This is a genomic window from Sphingomonas sp. KC8 (genome assembly GCF_002151445.1).
Lineage (GTDB): Bacteria > Pseudomonadota > Alphaproteobacteria > Sphingomonadales > Sphingomonadaceae > Sphingomonas_E.
Genome location: NZ_CP016306.1, coordinates 488,401 through 507,626, shown reverse-complemented (window position 1 = coordinate 507,626; position 19,226 = coordinate 488,401). Strand labels below are relative to the sequence as shown.

Sequence of the window (19,226 nt, the reverse complement as noted above, 5' to 3'; positions counted from 1 at the left end):
AAACGGATACGCAATGAATAAGGTTTCCGTGATTATCCCAACATATAATCGTGGAAAACATATTTCCCGCGCGATCGATAGCGTCATAAATCAAGAATATAGTCCATATGAGATTATCGTAATTGATGATGGATCTAGCGATAACACAGAGATCATACTAAGCCATTATAAAAATTATATTTCATATTATAGAAATTCCGAGAATATTGGCTCCCAAAATAGTCGAAATCGCGGGATAACCATGTCATCGGGTGATGTGATCGCATTTCTCGATTCGGACGATTATTGGCGAAAGGACAAGTTGCGACTGCAACTGGAGCGGGCGAATGCGAGCGGCAATATAAGGGATTTTTGCGTGACATGCGGGCATTCGCTGATCGGCAACGATCTGCCGGCATTTCGGCCGCCGGAAACCATCGGCCTGGAAGATATTCTCGTTCACAACATCGTCGGGCCTACATCCAATATCATGATGTCACGATCGATATTGGATGCCGTTGGCCTGTTCGATCCCGTTATGCCAAGCTGCCAGGATTGGGAGCTTTTTATTCGCATCGCACAACGGGTGCCGATTCTAGGCGTGGGCGAGGTCCTGACATTTCAGGACACCGACAGCTCAGCGCGCATCTCGGATAATCACAAAAAGGTTCGGGACGGCCATCGCGCCATGTATCGGCGCGCACGCGCAACCACGGATTTCCGGGCGCTTCCATTGGCGCAGCGGTGGCAGGTGCGGGCGCGACAGGAATTGGCCCTGTTACGGAAATAATCCGCGACAGCCTTTTCCAATCGTCGCAGGACAGACAGTAATCATCGCAATATTGCTGTGCTGCACCACGGAATTTGCAATCAAAATAATGTGGATAAGGATCGTTCGGCACATCTGCTTCGCGATGCGCTGCAACTTTGATCAAAGGGACAGTCCATGTACGCGACAGATCCGGCTATATCTGATGATAATTCTGCATTTGCCGGGAACGTTCCGGATTCGTTTCGATATAAAGACGCCATGGTATTGAAACGAACGGATCGTAACTTGTCGCTGAAGATTGGGCGCGTGGTGGACATGATGGTGGCGATCGCAGTTTTGCTGGCCGTCCTGCCAGTGCTCGCGCTGCTTTGCTGCGCCACCTGGCTGCAGGACGGAGCAAATCCGATCTTCGTTCACAGGCGCATCGGCCTGGGCGGGCGCAGCTTTCCGTGCCTGAAAATCCGCACGATGGTTCGCGATGCCGACGCCCGGCTACGCCATCTTCTGGAAACGGACCCAGCCGCCGCCGCCGAATGGACGCGGGATCAAAAGCTGCGGTGCGACCCCCGCATCACCCCTTTTGGCGCATTCCTGCGCAAATCCAGCCTGGATGAATTGCCGCAGCTGCTGAACGTGATCGCCGGGCATATGAGCCTTGTCGGGCCGCGTCCGATCGTTCAGGGCGAGGTGGCCCGGTACGGGCGCTACTTCCGGCATTATTGCCTTGTCCGCCCGGGAATAACCGGCCTGTGGCAAGTGAGCGGCCGCAACGACACCAGCTATCGCCGCCGCGTTGCCATCGACACCGTCTACAGCCGATCGAAAACCGTACTCGGTGATCTCGCGATCATCGGGCGTACCGTGCCAGCCCTGATGCTGAGCCGGGGCAGCTATTGAGCCGGAAGGAAGCAAGGCCATGACTGCCAACCGCCATCCTGTACCAGCAACGCCCCCGCTGACGGCAAACCTGCGGGTTCTGCTGGTCGATCCCGTCTTGTTCACCGCGCCCTATGACGCGGCCTTGTCGGGCGGACTGAAGGCAAACGCGGTTTCCCCGCATTGGGCAACGCGCGCGCTACGCCCGGCCGAAGACGCCAATCTGCCGCAAGCGGATGTCACATCCTTATTTTATCGCTTGAGCGACGGGCCACGGCGTTTGGGCACCGGCCCGATCCAGCGCGTTCTGAAAGGGTTCGAACATGTGGCGGGGCTGAACGCCCTCACCCGCCTGGCGCAGCACGGCGATTTTCACCTTGTTCATTTTCAGTGGAGCGTTTTGCCCTGGCTGGACGCTCGCGCCATGCTGCGCATCCGCGCACGGTGCCCCGTCGTCCTGACGGTGCACGATCTGGTTCCGTTCAACGGCAAGCGCGTCAGCCGGCTGCAGCGGGATGGCTTTCCGGCCCTGCTGCGCCTTGTGGACAGGCTGATCGTCCACACCGATCAGGCGCGCGCGACATTGCAGGCCAATGGAATTGACGGTGCACGGATAGCCGTGGTGCCGCACGGCCTGCTCGAACTTCCCACATCGCGCACAACCCGGCCGCGCGCCGATGGACGGTGGCGGATCGTGATGTTCGGCCGGCTGCAATCCTATAAGGGCGTCGACACTTTGATCGATGCAGTGGCGCTGTTACCGGCGGAGGCACGCGGGCGCATCGAAGTCATCATCGCCGGCGAAGCGCTGATGCCGATTGCAGATCTGGCGAAGCGCGTTGCCGCCCTCGGCATCGGCGATACGCTACGCCTTGATACGCGCCATTTCAGCGACGATGAAATGGCGGAACTGCTGGCCGGCGCCGATTGCTTCGTATTCCCTTACCGCGCGATCGAGGCCAGCGGCGTCCTTCATCTGGTGGCCCCGCTCGCCAAATGGATCATCGCCAGCGATCTTGGCGTCTTTCGAAGCATGATCGGCACCAGTGGCGATCATGGCCAATTGACGCCCCCCGACGACGCCCCTGCCCTTGCCGCCGCGATTACGGCATCGGTTGGCCGCACGCCCGTTGGCCCGCTCGGCGATGATGTGCCCAGTTGGGCCGAAATCGGCAAGGCGACCCGCGCCGTTTATGAAAGCGCGATCGCCGACCATGCGCGCGCCGCACGGCTGGCCGCCTGATGGCCGGTCGTCTCCTGGTCCTGCAAGACAGCCCCGGCTTCGGTGGACATGAAATCATGTTCCTGAAGCTGCTTCCCGCCGTGCTGGACGATGCCGGGTTCGACGAGGTCGTCGTTCGCATGCCGGTCGCCAATCGGGCATTGCAGGATCATCTGGCCGGCTTGCGATCGCCGCGACTGCGTATCGCACCGTGGAAGTTCGCCAAGCGCGCGGGCGAACCCTATTTCGCGGGCCTGCGGCGCGGCTATCGCGCAGCGGTGCGCGAAACGATGGCGCAGGAACGCCCGCGCGCCACGCTGCTTTTGCAAGGGCGGATCGAAAATCTGGCGGTTCCCATGCTGGCGCTGCCGGCCAGCCAGCCGGTGATCAGCTACATCCCGATGGCCCATTCCATGAAAGACATGGGCCGCAACGCCATGGTGGGCGATCATGTCCGTCGCCGGCTCTATCGGCGGCCTGATCGTTTCATCGTTCCATCACACGCGGTGGCCCGGCAGTTGGTGCAGGCCGGCGCACGCGCGCAGATCGTGGTCGTCGATAATGTGGTGGACAGGAAGCACGGCGATGGCGCCCATATCCGCCAGTCATTGAACCTGCCGCCCGATCGCAAGGTCGCATTGTTCCTGGGTCGGTTCGACAATCACCAGAAAGGGCTGGATCTGCTGGCCGCCGCGATCCGCCGCAGCGCGGCAAGGTTGCGCGACTGGACGTTTCTGTTCGCTGGCGATGGGCCGGGTAAAGCCGCTATCGCAACGCTTGCCAACGCGATCGACGCGCGCACGCTCCCCTGGAGCGACCGATCACAGGATTATCTCGCGGCGAGCAACGTCATGCTGATGCCTTCACGGTTTGAAGGCGTGCCGCTGGTTATGCTGGAGGCGATGGCCCAGGGGCTGCCGATCCTGGCGTCGGATCTCGACGTTTTTCGCGAATATCTGCCCGATGCGAACCGGGCCTGTTTCAGGACCGTGGACCTTGCGGCACGGCTCGACATGCTTGCCGATCCGGATCGCGCAGCAGATTTTGGGTATCAGGCCCGCGCACGCGTCGCCGACATGCAGCTTGAACGATCCCGCGATCGGTTCGTCCGCGCATTGGCGGAGGTTCACACTCTATGAGCGAGGATATCGGTCACGCCGCGGCGGTCATAATTCCCACGTATAACGAAGCCAGGCACATTGGCAGCCTGCTCCGGCAGGTACTGCGACAAGGCAGTGACGTCGTCGACCAGGTCCTGGTTGCGGATGGCCGCAGCGAGGATGACACGCGCGCGATTGTGGCCGCCATCGCGGCGACAGACCGCCGCGTCATACTGATCGACAACCCCGACCGTATACAATCGGCCGGGATCAATCGGGCCTTCGCGGCCGCTGATCCCGCCTGCCACATTCTGGTGAGAATGGATGCGCACGCCGGCTATCCCGACGATTTCGTGCCCCGCGTGGCAGAGACGCTTCGCACCCGCAAGGCCGGCAGCGTCGTCGTCCGATTGCGCACGATCGGGTGCACGGCGCTGGAGCGCGCAATTGCAGCAGCATCCAACAGCCGTTTGGGCACGGGGGGCGCCGCACATCGCATCGGACGCGCATCCGGTCCGGTCGACCATGGCCATCACGCCGCCTTCCGACGCAGCGCATTCCTGAATGCCGGCGGCTACGATCCCAGCTTCGTCGCGAACGAGGATGGCGAACTGGATTACCGGCTTGCCCAGCAAGGCAACCTGATCTGGTTCGATGCCGATATTGCGATAGATTATTACCCGAGGTCATCGCTACGTGGGCTGGCCCGCCAATATTATCGCTACGGTGTCGGCCGTGCCCAGAATTATCTGAAACATCGATCTGGCTTGCGATTCCGGCAGATGATTCCGCCCGCACTCGTGTGCATGCTGACAGTTTCGGCCATCATTGCGATATTCAATCCGATTTTTCTCGCATTTCCATTCATTTATATAGGATTATGCGCAATTTTATCTATTAAATTATCATGCGATCATAAATATTCAGGAATATTATTGGCATTACCTGCCTCCATCATCATGCATACAGCATGGGGATTTGGCTTCCTATCAAGAATAACTTCAAGTTTTTTTGATAGAAATATTTCTGATCCGGTATTGGGAGAAAGTCGATGATGCGGCTTTTGATCGCCATATTGTCCGTCATGGCAAGCGCGATGCTGAGCCTGCCGGGTCATGCGCAGGCGGATGCCGCGCCGCCTTCTGCGCCCAACAGTTATCGGCTGGGGATCGACGATAAGCTGCGTGTCGTCGTCTATGGCGAAACCCAGCTCACCGGCGAATATGTCATCGGCAGCGAGGGTACCGTTGCGCTTCCGCTGATCGGCGCGGTGAAGGCCGCCGGGCTTACCGTTGCCGAGTTTCAGGGCGCGATCACGCAAGCCTATGGAACCAGCTACATCGCGGATCCGAAAATCAGCGTCGATATCGTGGCCTACCGTCCTTTCTATATCCTCGGCGAGGTTAACAAGGCTGGCCAATATCCCTACCGGATCGGCATGTCGGTCTTGCGCGCGGTCGCCACTGCGGAGGGCTTCTCCTATCGCGCAAACAAAAAGAAAGTGGCGATCCAGGGGGCCGATGGCGTGGAACGCATCGTCCCCCTGACACCGCAGACGCCGGTTCAGCCCGGTGACACCATTCGCATCCTCGAGCGCTATTTCTGAGCATGCGGATCACTTTGTCCTTTGATCCGCATCGCGCCGCTTTTTGTTTGCGGGCGGGTGCCTTTGGGCTGGCGCTGGCCATGCCGATGGGCGCTGCCGTCGCGCAATATCTCGATCCCCCGCCACCGCGTTTTCCGCGTGATCGCAATATCGCCGTCATCGATCGCAAGGTGCCCGGTTACGAACCGTCGGGGATCAACATCGGCGGGCTGACGCTGCATCCCAGCGTAAAGGCCAATACGATCTATTCCGACAATATCTTCGCCCAGGAAAGCGGACGACAGGATGATCTTGCCCTGCGCATCGCGCCGGCGATCAGGCTGTCGTCCAACGCGCCGATCAACCGTTTCGCACTCAATCTGGCCGGCCAGTTCGATCGCTTCGCCAGCCTGACTTCCGAAAATGCGGATCGCTTCGATGTCGACGCCACCGGCACCTATGAGTTGAACCGCGACACGGTCTTGCGCGCGCGGATCCGCTGGCAGCGACTGGAAGAAGCCCGCAGTTCGCAGAATGCCTTTGTCCAGACCCGTGCACCGCTGCGTTATGATCTGACCACGGCGGCCATCGGCATATCGCGTGATTTCAATCGCGTCCGACTGATCACGGACGCCGCGATGATCAAAACCAACTACTTCAACGGCAGCCTGCCGGATGGCACGCCGGTCGACACGCGCAGCCGGGACAATGCCATGATCAGCCTGCGCGGCCGGGCCGAATATGCACAATCGCCTGCCCTCAGCTATTTCGTACAGACCGTCTTCAACTGGCGCGATTTCGACACGGCCTCCACTTTCCAGCCGGAGCGGGATTCCAGCGGCTATGAGGTTCTGGCTGGCGTGAATTTCGAACCATCGGCGCTGATGCGCGGTGAAATCGGCATTGGCTATCTGGCGCAGAATTTCAAAAGCTCGTTCTATGGCGATACCGGCAATTTCGGCATCAACGCGCAACTGACTTTGTTCCCGACCCAGCTTACCACCCTATCGATCGAGGCGGATCGGCGCGTGATCGATTCCGGCATGCCGCGATCCGGCGCATTCCTTTCGACATCCGCCAGCCTGCGCATCGATCATGAACTGCTGCGCACGCTCATTTTAAGCGCAACCGTCGATTATAAGAATGATCGGTTCAACGATATCGACCGACGCGACAACCGGTACGATCTTGGCCTGCGCGGCGAATATCGTTTCAATCCCAACCTTGCCCTGAACGTCAACGCCGCACGCCTGCACGTCAGTTCCGACGGACTTGATCGATATCGCAGCTATGCGGACGATCGTCTGTCGGTCGGCGTCACGCTCAGGAGATGAGCTTATGAACGATATCCGCATCGATCATTCCGGGCCGATGCCCGGCCCGCTGGCGACGATCCTGCCGGCGCTGCCAGCGGCCGCGATCAGCCCCGCCCGCGACAAGATTGACAATTTGCGCAAAATTCTGGCGGTGCTGCGCCGGCGCTGGCTGCCCTTTCTCGGCGTGTTCCTGTTCGTCGTTGGTGGCACCGCCTGGTTTACCTGGCAACAAACGCCCAGCTACACGGCGACGACCAACCTTGTCGTCAATTCGCGGCTGCTGAATATATCGACCAAGGACAAGGACGTGTTGCCCGTGGTGCCCACGCAGGACGGCGCCGTGGATACGGAAATCCAGATCCTGCTGTCACCGGAGGTGCTGGAACGCACCGTCCGCAGCTTGGCCCTAACCCAAAAGCCGCCGTTCGCGGCGGCGCTGGTCTCGACACCGGAAACCAATCGGATCGGCGCGGCGGCCGGGATGGTGAGAAGCCATCTGGAGGTCAGCCGCCCCGGCGCAACGAATGTCGTTGCCATATCCTATACCTCGCCGGATCCGGCGCTCGCCAAGGCCGTGGCCGACGAAATCGCCCGCCAATATCTGCACGTGAAAACCGATACGCGGCTTCAGGCGGCGTCCTCAGTCGGCGAAGGACTGGCAGAGCAGCTGGAAATGCTGCGCGGCAAGGTCGAACAGGCCGAAGCCAAAGTGGCGCAGTATAAATCCGCCAACAACCTTCTCAGTTCTGCCGGGGTTACCCTGTCGGAACAGGAAATATCGATCTACAAGCAGCAACAGGCCGCCGCGCGGGCCAATCTGGCGGAGGAACAGGCGCGATTGCGAACGGCGCAGACCCAGTTGCGCAGCGGCTCGTCCGGCGATGACGTCGGCGAAGCGCTGAACTCCCAGGTTGTCGAACAATTGCGGACGCAGCGCAGCACGCTTAGTTCGAAGCTGGCCGATCTGAAATCGCGATATCGGCCGCAGCATCCGGATGTCGTAAACGCCGAACATCAGCTTGCCGATGTCGATGCCGCCATTCAGGCGGAAATCGGCCGCGTCATCTCCAACCTCGAAGCGCGCGCGCAGGTGGCCGGGCAGCGGGCAGCGGCCGCAAGCGATATCGCCGCCAGCGCCACCGGCGCGCTCGCCAGCAACAACGCCGCATCCGTTCGGCTGAATGAATTGGAGCGTCAGGCCGAAGCATATCGTTCCAACTATGCCGCCATGCTCGACCGCCAGAACGCGATCAGCAGCCAGGCGATGATCGCGGATGAAGATGCGCGGATCTTTTCGCCCGCCATTTTGCCGCGCTTTCCCAGTTCGCCCAATAAGCTGCTGAACATGGCGATCGGGGCGATGCTCGGCCTGATATTGGCAAGCCTTGTCACATGGCTGTTGCAGATGTTCGATCGCGGCATCGTGACGTCCACCGATGCGGAAACACGGCTGGGGCTGGCCCACCTCGCGAACATCCCGTCGATCCGCTCCATCGCCACCGGCCCGGACCGGGCCATCCCTGCCGAACGGTTTGCCGTGGATCGGCCCATGTCGATCTATGCCGAATCCCTGCGCAGCCTGCGCCTTGCGCTGATGCGGCCGCGCCATGGGCAACCGGTCAACCTGATCGGCATTACGTCCTCCTGCCCCGGCGAAGGCAAGTCGACGCTGGCGCTCAGCCTTGCACGGACGGCGGCGCTGGCTGGTGATCGGACCTTGTTGATCGATGGCGATATCCGGCGCCCAAGCATCGCCCAGTTTGCCGGCTTCACCGCGGAACACGGGTTTCTTGACATATTATCGGGGCATGTGTCGCTCAGTCAGGCGATCGTGCAGGATCCGCTGACCAAATTGCATATTCTGCCGACACCGATCCGCACCTTCACCCCGCATGAAAGTTTCCGGGGCGAAGCGATGCAGCGGCTGCTGGCGCAGGTGCGGGCTGAATATGACGTGGTGATCATCGATACCGCCCCCGCGCTTGCCGCATCGGATGCGCGCATCATTCTCGATCAGTGCGATGCGGTGGTTATCGCGGTGCGCTGGAAAAAAACGCTGCTGCCTATGGTGCAGGCCGCGCTGCGCAAGATGCGGACGCTGCACATCGTCCCCGTCGGCGCCGTCCTTACCCAGGTGGATATGAAGGCCGTGTCGGCCTACGGTTATGGCGACGTGGATTTCAACTATCGGGCATATAAAGGCTATTATGCCTGATCGCCCGCACGAACCATGCGATTGCTGCAAGCCTCGCCGGCTACAGCACGAACGCGAACAGCAGGCCCCACAGCACGATGCCGCAGCCGATCGCCACCGCCCAATAGGCAAAGGAAATCCGTGGCTTCTGTTCGATTGCAGGCAATGCCGCCTCATGGGGCGCACCCGCCACGACACCCACTTCGACATCCACGATTTCGGATGCGGTATCGGTGCTTTTGCTGGTGAACGGCGGCGGCGTGTTGGTCATCGCTATCCGAATGCTTCTAGCTGTTCCCAGGTTAACAAACCGCAACGAGGCGACGCCCCAACATGCCCCATCCAAGCCTGAACTTGCGGCGTGACGGGCCACTGCACAGCGACAACCCGGCATGTTCCCATGGCACGCTTCACTACGATCATGCGCTTAAAATAGGAACAAGGGGGGCGACACGCAACCGGCCTGTCGATGCCGGATGCGCGCAATACCGTCCAACGCCGTATGAGATCAGCGGAATATGTGGCCGATATCGCGCCATATTTTACCCAAAGGCCGATCATCGCTGTGAATAGCGCGCCGACATCCTTCAACCCTTATGTCCACGGGGCGCGGGGCTTATTTTCCGCGATGGTGTTCGTGTATCACGTATATCATTCCGGCCTGCCTACGTTGCCGATTGTTCGAGGGTCTTTTCTCGAAACGATCATTCTCGATTCCATGAAGTTCGGCGTCGAACTTTTCTTCGGAATAAGCGGGTTCGTCATCGTCGGCGCGCTGGCGCGGACAGCTTCGATGAAAGCCTTTCTGTGGGATCGGATCGCCCGCATCTATCCGACATTGTGGGCATCGTTGCTCGCCATCACCCTGATGGCGCTGGTCGCCGGCCGGCCATTGCCGCCCATGGGCGACTGGATAGCCAATTTCGTCACCCCGCCTCCCTTCTTCGATATCCCGATGGTCCATCCGGCGGCATGGTCGCTGGGCTATGAAATGACCTTCTACGCCCTGTGCGCCGCCGCCTGGTGGATGCGCGGCCAGGGCATCCGCTGGTGGCTGTGGATCGCGGGTGCGGCCGGCGCCACGCTGATGATCCTGTTCCCCCGCAGCATATTGATGGCCGCCGGCGTCATGATCGCAGCCGGCTTGGCCCGCCCCTTATGGATGGACCGCCTGGCACGTTACCCCTTGCCCATGCTGCTGCTGTTCCTGCTGGCATGGCGCATGATCGACATGGCCGCAGGCGGCCGCATTCGGTTGATGAGCCCGCTTCACGCCGACTTCGGCCAATGGATCATGCTTTTGCCGGCGATCCTGATCAGCGGCATCATCGGCGGCATCGCGTTGCTCGGTATCGAACGGGGCCATGGCGCCATCGGTCGCACCCTCAGATCGCCGGCAATGCAGTGGCTGGGGACGATCAGCTACAGCTTCTATCTGTGGCATCCCATATGCATGGCCGTAGTGAAGTTCGGGCTGACGCGCGGCGGCTTCATCGATCATCTGGGCATGTGGTCGCAGGCCGTGTTCTTCATCCTGTCGCTTCCCGTTGCCCTGATCCTGTCGCATTGGAGCCAGATCTGGCTGGAAAACCATGCGACGCGCTGGCTGCGCGGCCTTGCGGCTCCACGCCGGGCCGCGGCCATCGCGCCAGCGCCTGCCGGTGCCGACACGCTACGGGACTGCCCATGACGGCCTCTCACCCCCTGTCGTCGCCTTTGCCCATCACCGGCGCAGCAGCGCCAGACGCCACGACCAGCCGTTTCTTCATTCACGGCGCCTTCCTGACGGCGATTTGCCTGCAACGCTTTGGCCTGTCGATCGGAGACGGCGCGCTATTCCTCAGCCTGCCGGTGTTCGCCCTCCTGATATTCTGGGCGTTCATGGCCGGGTTCGGCACGCTGCGCACGCCGCCGGTGCTGCTTTATGCACTGTTCGCGGCGGCGGCACTCACCAGCACCCTGGCGGCGTTGCTGGCGCCTGACCTGCGTTTCGGCCTGAGCATCACGTCGCTTTTATCGATCCTGATCAGCTATACGCTCATAACCATCGGGCCGACGGATCGGTTCGACAGATCGCAGGTTCTGCCGATCTTTCTATTCTATGTCCGCCTGTGCGCGGCGTTGGGCATCGCGCAATATCTCGCCCAGTTCGCCGGTATCCGCATCTTTTCGTTCATGGCGACAATGCCCGCGCTTGAGCCTGTTCTGGTGGAACGATTGTTCAACCACGCCCCCATCGTCGGCTATGGTTCGTCGATTATGCGCTCCAACGGGTTTTTCCTGGTCGAGCCGAGCACGTTTTCGCAACTGCTGGCGCTGGCGTTTGCGATCGATTTCTTTTTGTTTCGGCGTTTCGCCTATCTGCCGCTTTACGGGCTGGCCTATCTCTTCTCCAGCTCCGGCACTGGATTGCTCCTGCTGATGCTCGCCCTGCCGATTTACGCGCTGGTGGACTGGCGCCGGCTGGGCCGCCTGTCGATGTTCCTGATCGTCGCGATATTGCTGGTGATCGGCGCTTCGTTCGCCTTCCCGGATCAATTCCAGATCCTTGCCGGACGCGCCAACGAAATCAACGCCACGGGCAGCAGCGCCTATAGCCGCTATCTCGCGCAGTTCGACCTCATTCATCGCTACGCCGCAGAAACGCGCGCCCTGATCGGCTGGGGGCCGGGCGCGATGGAACGCGCGGACGGCTTCGTTCCGGGCAGCGGCAATCCATCGCTGAAACTGTTCATCGATTACGGCTATGTCGGGTTAGGCCTGTTCTGGACGTTCCTTTTTGCCACATTGTGGCGGCGGGACATGCCATTGGTGCCCATCCTGTTGCTGGTACAATTTCAGATCGGTGGCGGCAGCCTGCTCTTTTCTCCGCTGCTGGTGCTGATCGCGATGCTGTGCATTTGGGCCGCCCCGCCGCCCAGCCAGAAGATGCCCCCCGATTAGGGTTATGCCCGCCGGGTCCATGGCGCCGCTTTGAACCAGCCGAACATCCGTCCGCCGGCCAGCACCAGCGCCATGATTGTGCCAAGTATCGAAAAATAGAGCGGCACCGATGTCACGTTATATATCAGAAGATGTGCGCCACCATAGACCAGAATATTGTTCAGACAGAAACATTCTAGCGAATTTTGTCCAACGGCAACGAATGACATCACGATTTTACTATGGCGCAACGTATCAGAAGATGGCGTGATCAGCATCGCGGTCCATAATGCCAGGCCGAAATGCAGCACGCGCAACGGCCCCACGCCGGCCTTTTCAGCATATGGAATATTTTCCGCCTGAATGCCGGCGAACACCGTCATCTTGACGGTGAATGCGGCCAGCAACAGAAGCGCGCAAATCGTGATCTGCAGTCTGCGTCGGGGGAAACGCCATTCGGTCAATGGCTTGATAAGCGCGATCCCTGCCCCGAGGAAGAAGATGAACTGCCAGGCAAACGGATTGAAGGTGGCGTAGTGAAACTGCGCCGTCAGCCCCGCCTGATGCGCCAGCCACAAGAGAAAACTGAAGCCAAGCGGCACCGCAACATGCAGCCGCGCCATTGCCAGGAATGCAGCCACCAGCGGAATGAAGAAGATATAATTCCGCAGCACTTCAAAAAATGCAAAATTTTCCTTGAATATAAGAAAGTTATACAAAAATTTTGCCGGGTTTTCCAGGAACCGGTCAATATGGCTGACGGCCATCAGCTCGGGCGAGCGGAGAAACAGAAACCACGCACCACCGGCCACAATCGCCAGCGTGAACGTGTTGAGGACATACAGGCTCCACGCCCGATCCAACGTCCGGGCCTGCGTCAGCCAAAACCCCACGCGATCGTAATTGCGCCCGAGTACTAGCGCCATCACATAACCGGAGAAGAACACGAAAAATTCAGCCGGGCCGGAAAATCCGAAGGGCTGCATATCGTAGAACCGTGCAATCGAATGATAGCCTGCCACCGAAGCGAACCAGGCAAAATGGCTTCCCGCCAGGCTGACGATGAAGAATCCGCGCAGAAAATCGATCCGAAGATCGCGGTTTGTCCCAGGGGGTGCGCTCATCTGATCCTCGTAACGCTTTGACGGACGACGCTTCTTCGGCAGGCCATTCCGCTATATCGCAGTGCACAAGCTGTCGAGCCGATTGCCCTCAATCGTGGTCCGCATCGGCCCAGCGGAGTTAGCGATGTATCAACCGATCAAATGGATGGCCGTCGCGCTGCTTGGCGCCTTGTCGACAACGGCCTGTTCCGATCCGGGCGCGGCCCGGCAAACGGATGCGGCGACGGATGCGTCAGTCCACGGGCGCGCCCAATTGTTCGTCTATCGCGGCGGCGGCTGCACCGGACGCGAACGGATGCCTGCTTTTGTCGCCATGCTTGGCCGACAGCCGGACGGAGTGATCGCTTTTGCGGAACGTGGCAGTTGGCCCGCGATGCTGAACTCGGTCCGCTGGAGCATGCGCTGCTGGAAAGGCGCGCCCTATCGTATCGCGCAATCGGTGCCCATGCTGCTGGACAATGGCACCAGCCTGGCCGAGGGCGCAGCCGGCGCCTATGATGCCCAGTTCGAGGAACTGGCCCGCATTCTCATCGAAAGCGGGCACAATGACGCTTATCTGCGGATCGGCTGGGAGTTTAACGGGGGCTGGTATCCATGGGCCGCCCAGAAAGATCCCGAGGCGTTCAAGGCCTATTTCCGGCGCATTGCCTTGATCTTCCGGCGCGCCGAAGGTGCGCAGTTCAAGATCGTGTGGAATCCGGCGCGGGGCAGGCAGCAGATCGCCCCGGACAGCGTGTATCCGGGAGATGACGTCGTGGATATCGTCGCGCTCGATCTCTACAACCAGTCCTGGCGACCGGAGGATAAGGCGGATCCGCAGGTTCGCTGGCGCAACCATGTTGTACAGCCTTACAGTCTGGACTGGCTGGCCCGGTTCGCCGCCCTGCACAACAAGCCGATAGCCATTCCCGAATGGGGCACCGGCACATCGCCGAACGGCCACGGCATGGGCGACGATCCCCTGTTCATCGCCAATATGGCGGGGTGGATAAAGGCCAATAATGTCGCATTTACTGGCTATTGGGACTATAAGGCCGGCGATTTCGATGCCGAGCTTTCAGACGGCGGAGCACCAGCCGCCGCACAAGCGTTTCGCGAAAACTTTGGTCCACACGCTGCAACCAATCGGTCAGGCGTTATTCCACGGTAGCCGGGCTGCTGGACGGCTCGGACAATGCCGACGCGAAACAGCGTTGCCACCAGATCACGTCCTGATCAGCCACGCCAGCCATCAACGCTTGCCAGCGCCGGATGCGCTCGGCTTTCGGCATGGATAGCGCCTGCGCGATGGCATCGGCGATTTCCTCGGGACTGTGCGGGTTCACCAGCAGGGCATCGCGCATCTGTTCGGCAGCACCCGCAAAGCGCGACAGGATCAGCACGCCGGGATCGTCGGCATCTTGCGCAGCGACATATTCCTTCGCGACGAGATTCATCCCATCGCGCAACGGCGTAACCAGCCCAACCCGTGCGGCCCGATAGATCCCGGCCAGTTGATCCCGCGGATAGCCCTTGTTCACATACCGAATGGGCACCCATTCAACGGTGGCGTATTCGCCATTGATCCGGCCAGACAAACTATCCAGCGCAGACCTGATCTCGCGGTAGCTTTGCACATCTTCGCGCGAAGGCGGGGCAATCTGCAGCAGGAATACGCGGCCATGCGCGGTCGCGTGCGATGACAGGAACCGTTCATACCCCAGAAAACGCTCCTGAAGCCCCTTGGAATAATCCAGTCGGTCCACCCCGATGATCAGATCACGCCCATTGGCGCTGATCCGCATCCGTTCATATGTCGCCAGCGCTTCCGGTTGCTCGGCACTGGCGCGAAATGCGGCCGCATCGATACCGATCGGACAGGCGATCACGCGGACGGCACGGTCGCCGATGACCAGCCGATCTTCGCCATCGCGATATATTTCGGGAAATTCGACGCGGATATAATCGAAAAAGGAGTCCAGCCAGTCCCGCGTGTGGAACCCGATCACGTCATAGGCGAACATCGCCTCCACAAGCTCCCGGTGATTGGGCAGGGCCAGCAGCAGCCGCATCGGCGGCCACGGAATGTGCAGAAAGAAGCCCATTCGATTGCCGACGCCGCGCCTGCGAAGTTCGGCGCCAAGCGGGATCATGTGATAATCATGCACCCAGACAAGATCATCCGGTTCGATCAGCGGCTGGACGGTATCGGCAAAACGGGCATTGACCCGTTCATAGCCGTCGGCGAAGCCCCGTTCGAATTCGGCGACATCAATGCGATAGTGGAATAGCGGCCACAACGTTCGATTGGCAAAGCCGTTATAATATTCCTCAACATCCTGTGCTTCGAGGTCCACCGTCGCGGTGGCCACTCCGCCATGGCGCTGGAAGTTGATATGCCCGGTGAAATGATCGATTTCATCGCCCGACCAGCCAAACCATATCCCGTTGCTTTCCCGCAGCGCCGCCGACAGCGCGACGGCCAACCCGCCCTGATTGGTGGAGCCCTCCCCGCCGGTGGACTGCACCCGGTTGGATATAACGATCAATCGGCTCATCGGATCGAATTCCATGGCTTGCTCAGCAGGACGGCGCAGTTGATCAGCCCAACCAGTGAATAGGTTTGCGGGTAATTACCCCACAGTTCGCCGGAAACCGGATCGATATCCTCCGATAATAATCCGGCCTGCGTACGCCGGCCCAGCATCTCTTCGAACAACGCCCGCGCGTCGGCCACCCTGCCCGTCGCATGCAATGCTTCGATAAGCCAGAAGGTGCAGACGTTGAACGCCGTTTCGGGCAATCCGAAATCATCTTCCATCGCGTACCGCAGCATATGGCTGCCACGCCGCAGCCCTTCTTCCACCGCAACCAGCGTTCCATGAAACCGCGGATCGGCGGGCTCAAGGAACCGCAGGTCGAGCAGCTGGATCAGGCTGGCGTCCAGATCATCGCCGTCGAACGTGGCGGACAGGCGCCCGCTATCTTCCCGCCACGCCGATGTCTCGATCGTGGAACGGATGACATCCGCACGCGATTGCCAATATTCGCGCCGATCCTGCAGTCCCAGTGCCTCCGCCGCATTGGCCAGCCGGTCGCAAGCCGCCCAGCACATCGCCACCGAATAGGTGTGAACATGGCTTTTCGTGCGCAATTCCCACAGGCCCGCGTCGGGCTTGTCATGCGCGGCCCAGGCACGTTCGCCAATCGGCTCCAGTGCGGCGAAATCCTCAAGCCCGGCGATCCGGTACAGGCGCTGATCGAAGAAGGCCTGCACGTTGGACAGGATGATCTGGCCGTAAGCATCATGCTGAACCTGCTCATACGCCTGATTGCCAACGCGGACCGGACCCATCCCGCGATAGCCATCGAGTGCCGGCTCGATCCGTTCGATCAGCGCCGCTTCGCCGCCTACGCCATAAAGCGGCTGAACGTGCCCACCTTTGGCATTGTCGACGATGTTGCGCAGATATTCGAGATACCCTTCCAGCACATCAAGCGCACCCAGACGATTGAGCGCCTGGACGGTATAATATGCGTCACGGATCCAGCAGTAGCGATAGTCCCAGTTACGCCCCGAATGGGCATGTTCAGGGATGGAGGTCGTCAGCGCCGCGACAATCGCGCCGGTTTCCTCATGCTGACACAGTTTGAGCGTGATCGCCGCGCGGATCACCGCCTCCTGCCATTCCACCGGCGTGGCAAGACCGCGCACCCAGCGCCGCCACTGCGCGATCGTATTGTCGAGCATCTGTTCCGTCGCGACGCCGACGTTGTCCGCGAAACTTTCGTCGGGGCCCAAGAAGAAATGCAGCGGCCGTTCGACACGGAACAACCGTTCGTCCTCAATCCAGCCGACCGGTGCATCGCTCGTGAGGCGCATCCCCCTTTCGGGCAACAGATACCGGATGTGGTTCGAACCGCGCGTGCGCTCTGCCGAGCGAGCACCCCAATCACGCGCGGGCCGAAGCCGGACGCGAATACGCGGGCTGCCGGATATCGGGCGCACGATCCGCACGAACGCAACGGGACGGTACATGCGCCCCAGCCGCGTATAGCGCGGACAGAAATCGACGATCTCGACGGCATTGCCGCGCCCATCATCATGCCGGGTGATCAGGACTGGCGTATTGCGAACATAATGCTGCTGGGTTCGGGTACAGTCTTCGAGGTCGATTTCCCAGAAACCGCGCGCGCCTTCCGCTGCCGGCGGATGGGCATCCAGCAGGGAACAGAATGCGGGATCGCCGTCGACACGCGGCACGCATCCCCACACGAACCGCCCACGGCGATCGATCAGCGCGGAAACCTGGCAATTGCCGATCGGCCAGAGATCAAGCGTTGCAGTCATTAGGCTGTGGCCAGCCAGGCACGCACGGCCGTGCTATCGGACAAACCATAGCGCGCGGCTGTCGCGCGGGGTGGGCCGACCAGAATGCCGCACCCACCCAGTTCGGTTGCGGCGATGAAGCCCGGCTCATCCGTCAGATCATCGCCGATGAAGATTGGGCGCGTACCGATCATGGGCGCTTGCGCCATCAACCGCCGGGTGGCGACGCCCTTGTCGCTGCCGGGCACGCGCAGTTCCACCATCATGTGGCCGTGCTGGACCGCCAATCCGAACCGAACGCCGAGGCTGGCGGCAATCTTGCGCGCCGCCACCGCCGCATCAGGCGCGCGCCGATAATGCAATGCGGCACCGAAGCTCTTGCTTTCGACAAGCACCCCCGGCGCCGTCGCCGCAAACACGCGAAATGCGTCTTCAACCCGATCCAAACTATCCGGCCGAATGGGATGCGCGGTGATGTCATTCCATCGATATTCGGCGCCATGACTGCCAGACACCGCGATGGATCGGGCAATCGGGCCTAGCATCGCATCGAGTTGGGCGATCGAACGCCCGCTGACGACGGCCACGCTCCCCACTTTCCGGGCGATGAGGCGCGCCAGCAGATCACGCAACGCTTCATCGGCGATCACATCATCCGGCTGATCGATCAGATCGACCAGCGTACCATCGAAATCAATGAACAGACTCGCATTGGTCAACAGGTCGGTGGGTGGAAAGGGCATTGCCCCCTTCTCCACGGCAGAAAGCATCAATTGATCCCGATTATTTCACAAGGCCTGCATGAAGGACGAAACAGCGCCCGATTGGTTCCATCGAAGTCACTCGATCACACCCCGGAACCATCCGCAGCCGCACCCGGGCGCCGGTTGTGCTGACGAAACAGCCTGGGGTTGAAATCAGTCACCCGCCGGAACGCCGCCGAAAAATTACCGGCATGGGCAAAGCCCAGCCGTGCCGCGATTTCCTTCAATGGCAGGTCGGTTTCGACCAGCATTTGCCGGGCGCGATCCATGCGGACGCGCTCGATATGGGCCGTAACGGTTTCCCCGGTAAGGTTATGGAACAACCGCAGGAAATGCCGGCTGCCGATGCCACACAGGGCGGCCAGTTCCACCACATTGGGGGCAGGCCCCGGCTCGGCCAGGCGTTCGGCCACCTTGCGATATTGCCAGGCTGCCAGCCGGCCATGGGCGGCCACTTCGCGGCTGAACGTGATGCACCGGGCAGTTTCAATCATCAGCGCGGATGCGTAAGCTTCCGCCAGGGCCGCGCTGGCGAGACCGGGTGCCTCAAGTTCCTGTCGCAATCGATGCAGCAAGGACTGCATCGCACCGCCCCGCAGATTGAGGCAGGTGGCAAGCTCCGCAGGTGTCCATTCAAAATATTTGCCCACCGTCGCCGCGTACCGCCCCGGATCAACCGCGCAGCGCACCACCCGGATCTGTCCGCCGGCGCTCTTGGCCCGCACCTGCATACCAGCCGGTCGCAGGAAGATATTACCCATGAAACCATAGCCCTCGGGATCCACATCCGGAAAACAGGCACGGCCATCCGTTGCAAACGGGGGCAAGGACATTTCGATCATGTGGCGATCTTCTGTTGCCACGACATCCATCGGTGTCGGCCACCACCATTCGATCAATTGCAGATCAATGGCCGGCAGGCGAATTTCGGCAAGGATGTTGGGACTGATGCTCATGGTCTGGCCCCTGGCTGCATTCCCTGCATTGGGCGAGCCTCGGCGCGCACGCTACGCCGTTTCTGTCCGTTCGTCATGATATTGTCGGAATGGCAGCGGTTCATCCC

General features: G+C 60.6%; 17 protein-coding genes. 11 read left to right on the top strand and 6 right to left on the bottom strand.

Features of this window, described 5'->3' with window-relative positions; all coding sequences use genetic code 11:
* The first annotated feature begins 13 nt into the window (after positions 1 to 13).
* From KC8_RS02460 to KC8_RS02425, 8 genes are all read left to right on the top strand, one after another.
* Complete coding sequence (locus tag KC8_RS02460) at positions 14 to 769, top strand: glycosyltransferase family 2 protein (RefSeq protein WP_083831174.1); 756 nt, start codon at positions 14 to 16, stop codon at positions 767 to 769.
* Positions 770 to 1,036: 267 nt separating this feature from the next.
* Complete coding sequence (locus KC8_RS02455) at positions 1,037 to 1,648, top strand: sugar transferase (RefSeq protein WP_010123717.1); 612 nt, start codon at positions 1,037 to 1,039, stop codon at positions 1,646 to 1,648.
* Between the two features lie 19 nt (positions 1,649 to 1,667).
* Complete coding sequence (locus tag KC8_RS02450; protein WP_010123718.1) at positions 1,668 to 2,870, top strand: glycosyltransferase; 1,203 nt, start codon at positions 1,668 to 1,670, stop codon at positions 2,868 to 2,870.
* Positions 2,870 to 3,988 (top strand): glycosyltransferase family 4 protein, encoded by a 1,119-nt coding sequence (locus tag KC8_RS02445; RefSeq protein WP_010123719.1) that lies wholly within the window; start codon positions 2,870 to 2,872, stop codon positions 3,986 to 3,988. The genes KC8_RS02450 and KC8_RS02445 overlap by 1 nt, the downstream gene beginning before the upstream one ends.
* On the top strand, positions 3,985 to 5,004 hold the full coding sequence (locus KC8_RS02440) for a glycosyltransferase family 2 protein (protein ID WP_010123720.1): 1,020 nt from the start codon (positions 3,985 to 3,987) through the stop codon (positions 5,002 to 5,004). The genes KC8_RS02445 and KC8_RS02440 overlap by 4 nt, the downstream gene beginning before the upstream one ends.
* A complete protein-coding gene (locus KC8_RS02435) occupies positions 5,001 to 5,555 on the top strand; it encodes a polysaccharide biosynthesis/export family protein (protein WP_010123721.1) in 555 nt (184 codons plus the stop codon). The genes KC8_RS02440 and KC8_RS02435 overlap by 4 nt, the downstream gene beginning before the upstream one ends.
* An 80-nt stretch (positions 5,556 to 5,635) precedes the next feature.
* The gene (locus tag KC8_RS02430) at positions 5,636 to 6,868 is read left to right on the top strand and encodes an outer membrane beta-barrel protein (RefSeq protein WP_158217665.1); all 1,233 of its coding nucleotides are present in this window, start codon (positions 5,636 to 5,638) and stop codon (positions 6,866 to 6,868) included.
* A 4-nt stretch (positions 6,869 to 6,872) separates the two neighbouring features.
* Positions 6,873 to 9,065, top strand: a complete 2,193-nt coding sequence (locus KC8_RS02425; RefSeq protein WP_010123724.1) for a GumC family protein — start codon at positions 6,873 to 6,875, stop codon at positions 9,063 to 9,065.
* Between the two features lie 40 nt (positions 9,066 to 9,105).
* On the opposite strand, the gene KC8_RS02420 is transcribed toward KC8_RS02425, so the two are convergent.
* Positions 9,106 to 9,315: a hypothetical protein gene (locus tag KC8_RS02420; RefSeq protein WP_010123725.1), complete on the bottom strand. Its 210-nt coding sequence runs from the start codon at positions 9,313 to 9,315 to the stop codon at positions 9,106 to 9,108.
* A 198-nt stretch (positions 9,316 to 9,513) separates the two neighbouring features.
* Here KC8_RS02420 and KC8_RS02415 point away from each other — a divergent pair, with 198 nt between their 5' ends.
* Together KC8_RS02415 and KC8_RS02410 are read left to right on the top strand one after the other, a co-directional pair.
* The gene (locus KC8_RS02415; protein WP_083831176.1) at positions 9,514 to 10,734 is read left to right on the top strand and encodes an acyltransferase family protein; all 1,221 of its coding nucleotides are present in this window, start codon (positions 9,514 to 9,516) and stop codon (positions 10,732 to 10,734) included.
* Positions 10,731 to 11,987: a hypothetical protein gene (locus tag KC8_RS02410; RefSeq protein ID WP_138956594.1), complete on the top strand. Its 1,257-nt coding sequence runs from the start codon at positions 10,731 to 10,733 to the stop codon at positions 11,985 to 11,987. The genes KC8_RS02415 and KC8_RS02410 overlap by 4 nt, the downstream gene beginning before the upstream one ends.
* Before the next feature lie 2 nt (positions 11,988 to 11,989).
* Here KC8_RS02410 and opgC read toward each other — a convergent pair whose 3' ends face one another.
* The gene (gene opgC / locus KC8_RS02405; protein ID WP_010123728.1) at positions 11,990 to 13,090 is read right to left on the bottom strand and encodes an OpgC domain-containing protein; all 1,101 of its coding nucleotides are present in this window, start codon (positions 13,088 to 13,090) and stop codon (positions 11,990 to 11,992) included.
* A gap of 124 nt (positions 13,091 to 13,214) precedes the next feature.
* Between opgC and KC8_RS02400 the strand changes: the two genes are divergently transcribed.
* Positions 13,215 to 14,240, top strand: coding sequence for a glycoside hydrolase family 26 protein (locus KC8_RS02400; protein WP_010123729.1), 1,026 nt, complete (start codon positions 13,215 to 13,217; stop codon positions 14,238 to 14,240).
* Here KC8_RS02400 and KC8_RS02395 read toward each other — a convergent pair.
* The 4 genes from KC8_RS02395 to KC8_RS02380 form a co-directional block, all read right to left on the bottom strand.
* The gene (locus tag KC8_RS02395; protein ID WP_037495340.1) at positions 14,227 to 15,627 is read right to left on the bottom strand and encodes an alpha,alpha-trehalose-phosphate synthase (UDP-forming); all 1,401 of its coding nucleotides are present in this window, start codon (positions 15,625 to 15,627) and stop codon (positions 14,227 to 14,229) included. The genes KC8_RS02400 and KC8_RS02395 overlap by 14 nt on opposite strands.
* Entirely contained in the window at positions 15,624 to 17,420 is a 1,797-nt protein-coding gene (locus KC8_RS02390) for a glycoside hydrolase family 15 protein (RefSeq protein ID WP_010123732.1), read from the bottom strand. Before KC8_RS02390 ends, KC8_RS02395 begins: the two co-directional genes overlap by 4 nt.
* Positions 17,420 to 18,142 carry a trehalose-phosphatase gene (otsB, locus tag KC8_RS02385; RefSeq protein ID WP_232455602.1) on the bottom strand — a complete coding sequence of 241 codons (723 nt, stop codon included), beginning with the start codon at positions 18,140 to 18,142 and terminating at the stop codon, positions 17,420 to 17,422. The genes KC8_RS02390 and otsB overlap by 1 nt, the downstream gene beginning before the upstream one ends.
* Positions 18,143 to 18,246: 104 nt before the next feature.
* On the bottom strand, positions 18,247 to 19,119 hold the full coding sequence (locus KC8_RS02380) for a helix-turn-helix transcriptional regulator (RefSeq protein WP_010123734.1): 873 nt from the start codon (positions 19,117 to 19,119) through the stop codon (positions 18,247 to 18,249).
* Positions 19,120 to 19,226 lie beyond the last annotated feature (107 nt).

Bases quoted from the DNA above. Each gene is read 5' to 3' on its own strand.
- KC8_RS02460 (WP_083831174.1), top strand. From the start codon at position 14: ATGAATAAGGTTTCCGTGATTATCCCAACATATAATCGTGGAAAACAT.
- KC8_RS02450 (WP_010123718.1), top strand. From the start codon at position 1,668: ATGACTGCCAACCGCCATCCTGTACCAGCAACGCCCCCGCTGACGGCA.
- KC8_RS02445 (WP_010123719.1), top strand. From the start codon at position 2,870: ATGGCCGGTCGTCTCCTGGTCCTGCAAGACAGCCCCGGCTTCGGTGGA.
- KC8_RS02440 (WP_010123720.1), top strand. From the start codon at position 3,985: ATGAGCGAGGATATCGGTCACGCCGCGGCGGTCATAATTCCCACGTAT.
- KC8_RS02435 (WP_010123721.1), top strand. From the start codon at position 5,001: ATGATGCGGCTTTTGATCGCCATATTGTCCGTCATGGCAAGCGCGATG.
- KC8_RS02430 (WP_158217665.1), top strand. From the start codon at position 5,636: ATGCCGATGGGCGCTGCCGTCGCGCAATATCTCGATCCCCCGCCACCG.
- KC8_RS02425 (WP_010123724.1), top strand. From the start codon at position 6,873: ATGAACGATATCCGCATCGATCATTCCGGGCCGATGCCCGGCCCGCTG.
- KC8_RS02420 (WP_010123725.1), bottom strand. From the start codon at position 9,315: ATGACCAACACGCCGCCGCCGTTCACCAGCAAAAGCACCGATACCGCA.
- KC8_RS02415 (WP_083831176.1), top strand. From the start codon at position 9,514: ATGCCGGATGCGCGCAATACCGTCCAACGCCGTATGAGATCAGCGGAA.
- KC8_RS02410 (WP_138956594.1), top strand. From the start codon at position 10,731: ATGACGGCCTCTCACCCCCTGTCGTCGCCTTTGCCCATCACCGGCGCA.
- opgC (WP_010123728.1), bottom strand. From the start codon at position 13,090: ATGAGCGCACCCCCTGGGACAAACCGCGATCTTCGGATCGATTTTCTG.
- KC8_RS02400 (WP_010123729.1), top strand. From the start codon at position 13,215: ATGTATCAACCGATCAAATGGATGGCCGTCGCGCTGCTTGGCGCCTTG.
- KC8_RS02395 (WP_037495340.1), bottom strand. From the start codon at position 15,627: ATGAGCCGATTGATCGTTATATCCAACCGGGTGCAGTCCACCGGCGGG.
- KC8_RS02390 (WP_010123732.1), bottom strand. From the start codon at position 17,420: ATGACTGCAACGCTTGATCTCTGGCCGATCGGCAATTGCCAGGTTTCC.
- otsB (WP_232455602.1), bottom strand. From the start codon at position 18,142: ATGCCCTTTCCACCCACCGACCTGTTGACCAATGCGAGTCTGTTCATT.
- KC8_RS02380 (WP_010123734.1), bottom strand. From the start codon at position 19,119: ATGAGCATCAGTCCCAACATCCTTGCCGAAATTCGCCTGCCGGCCATT.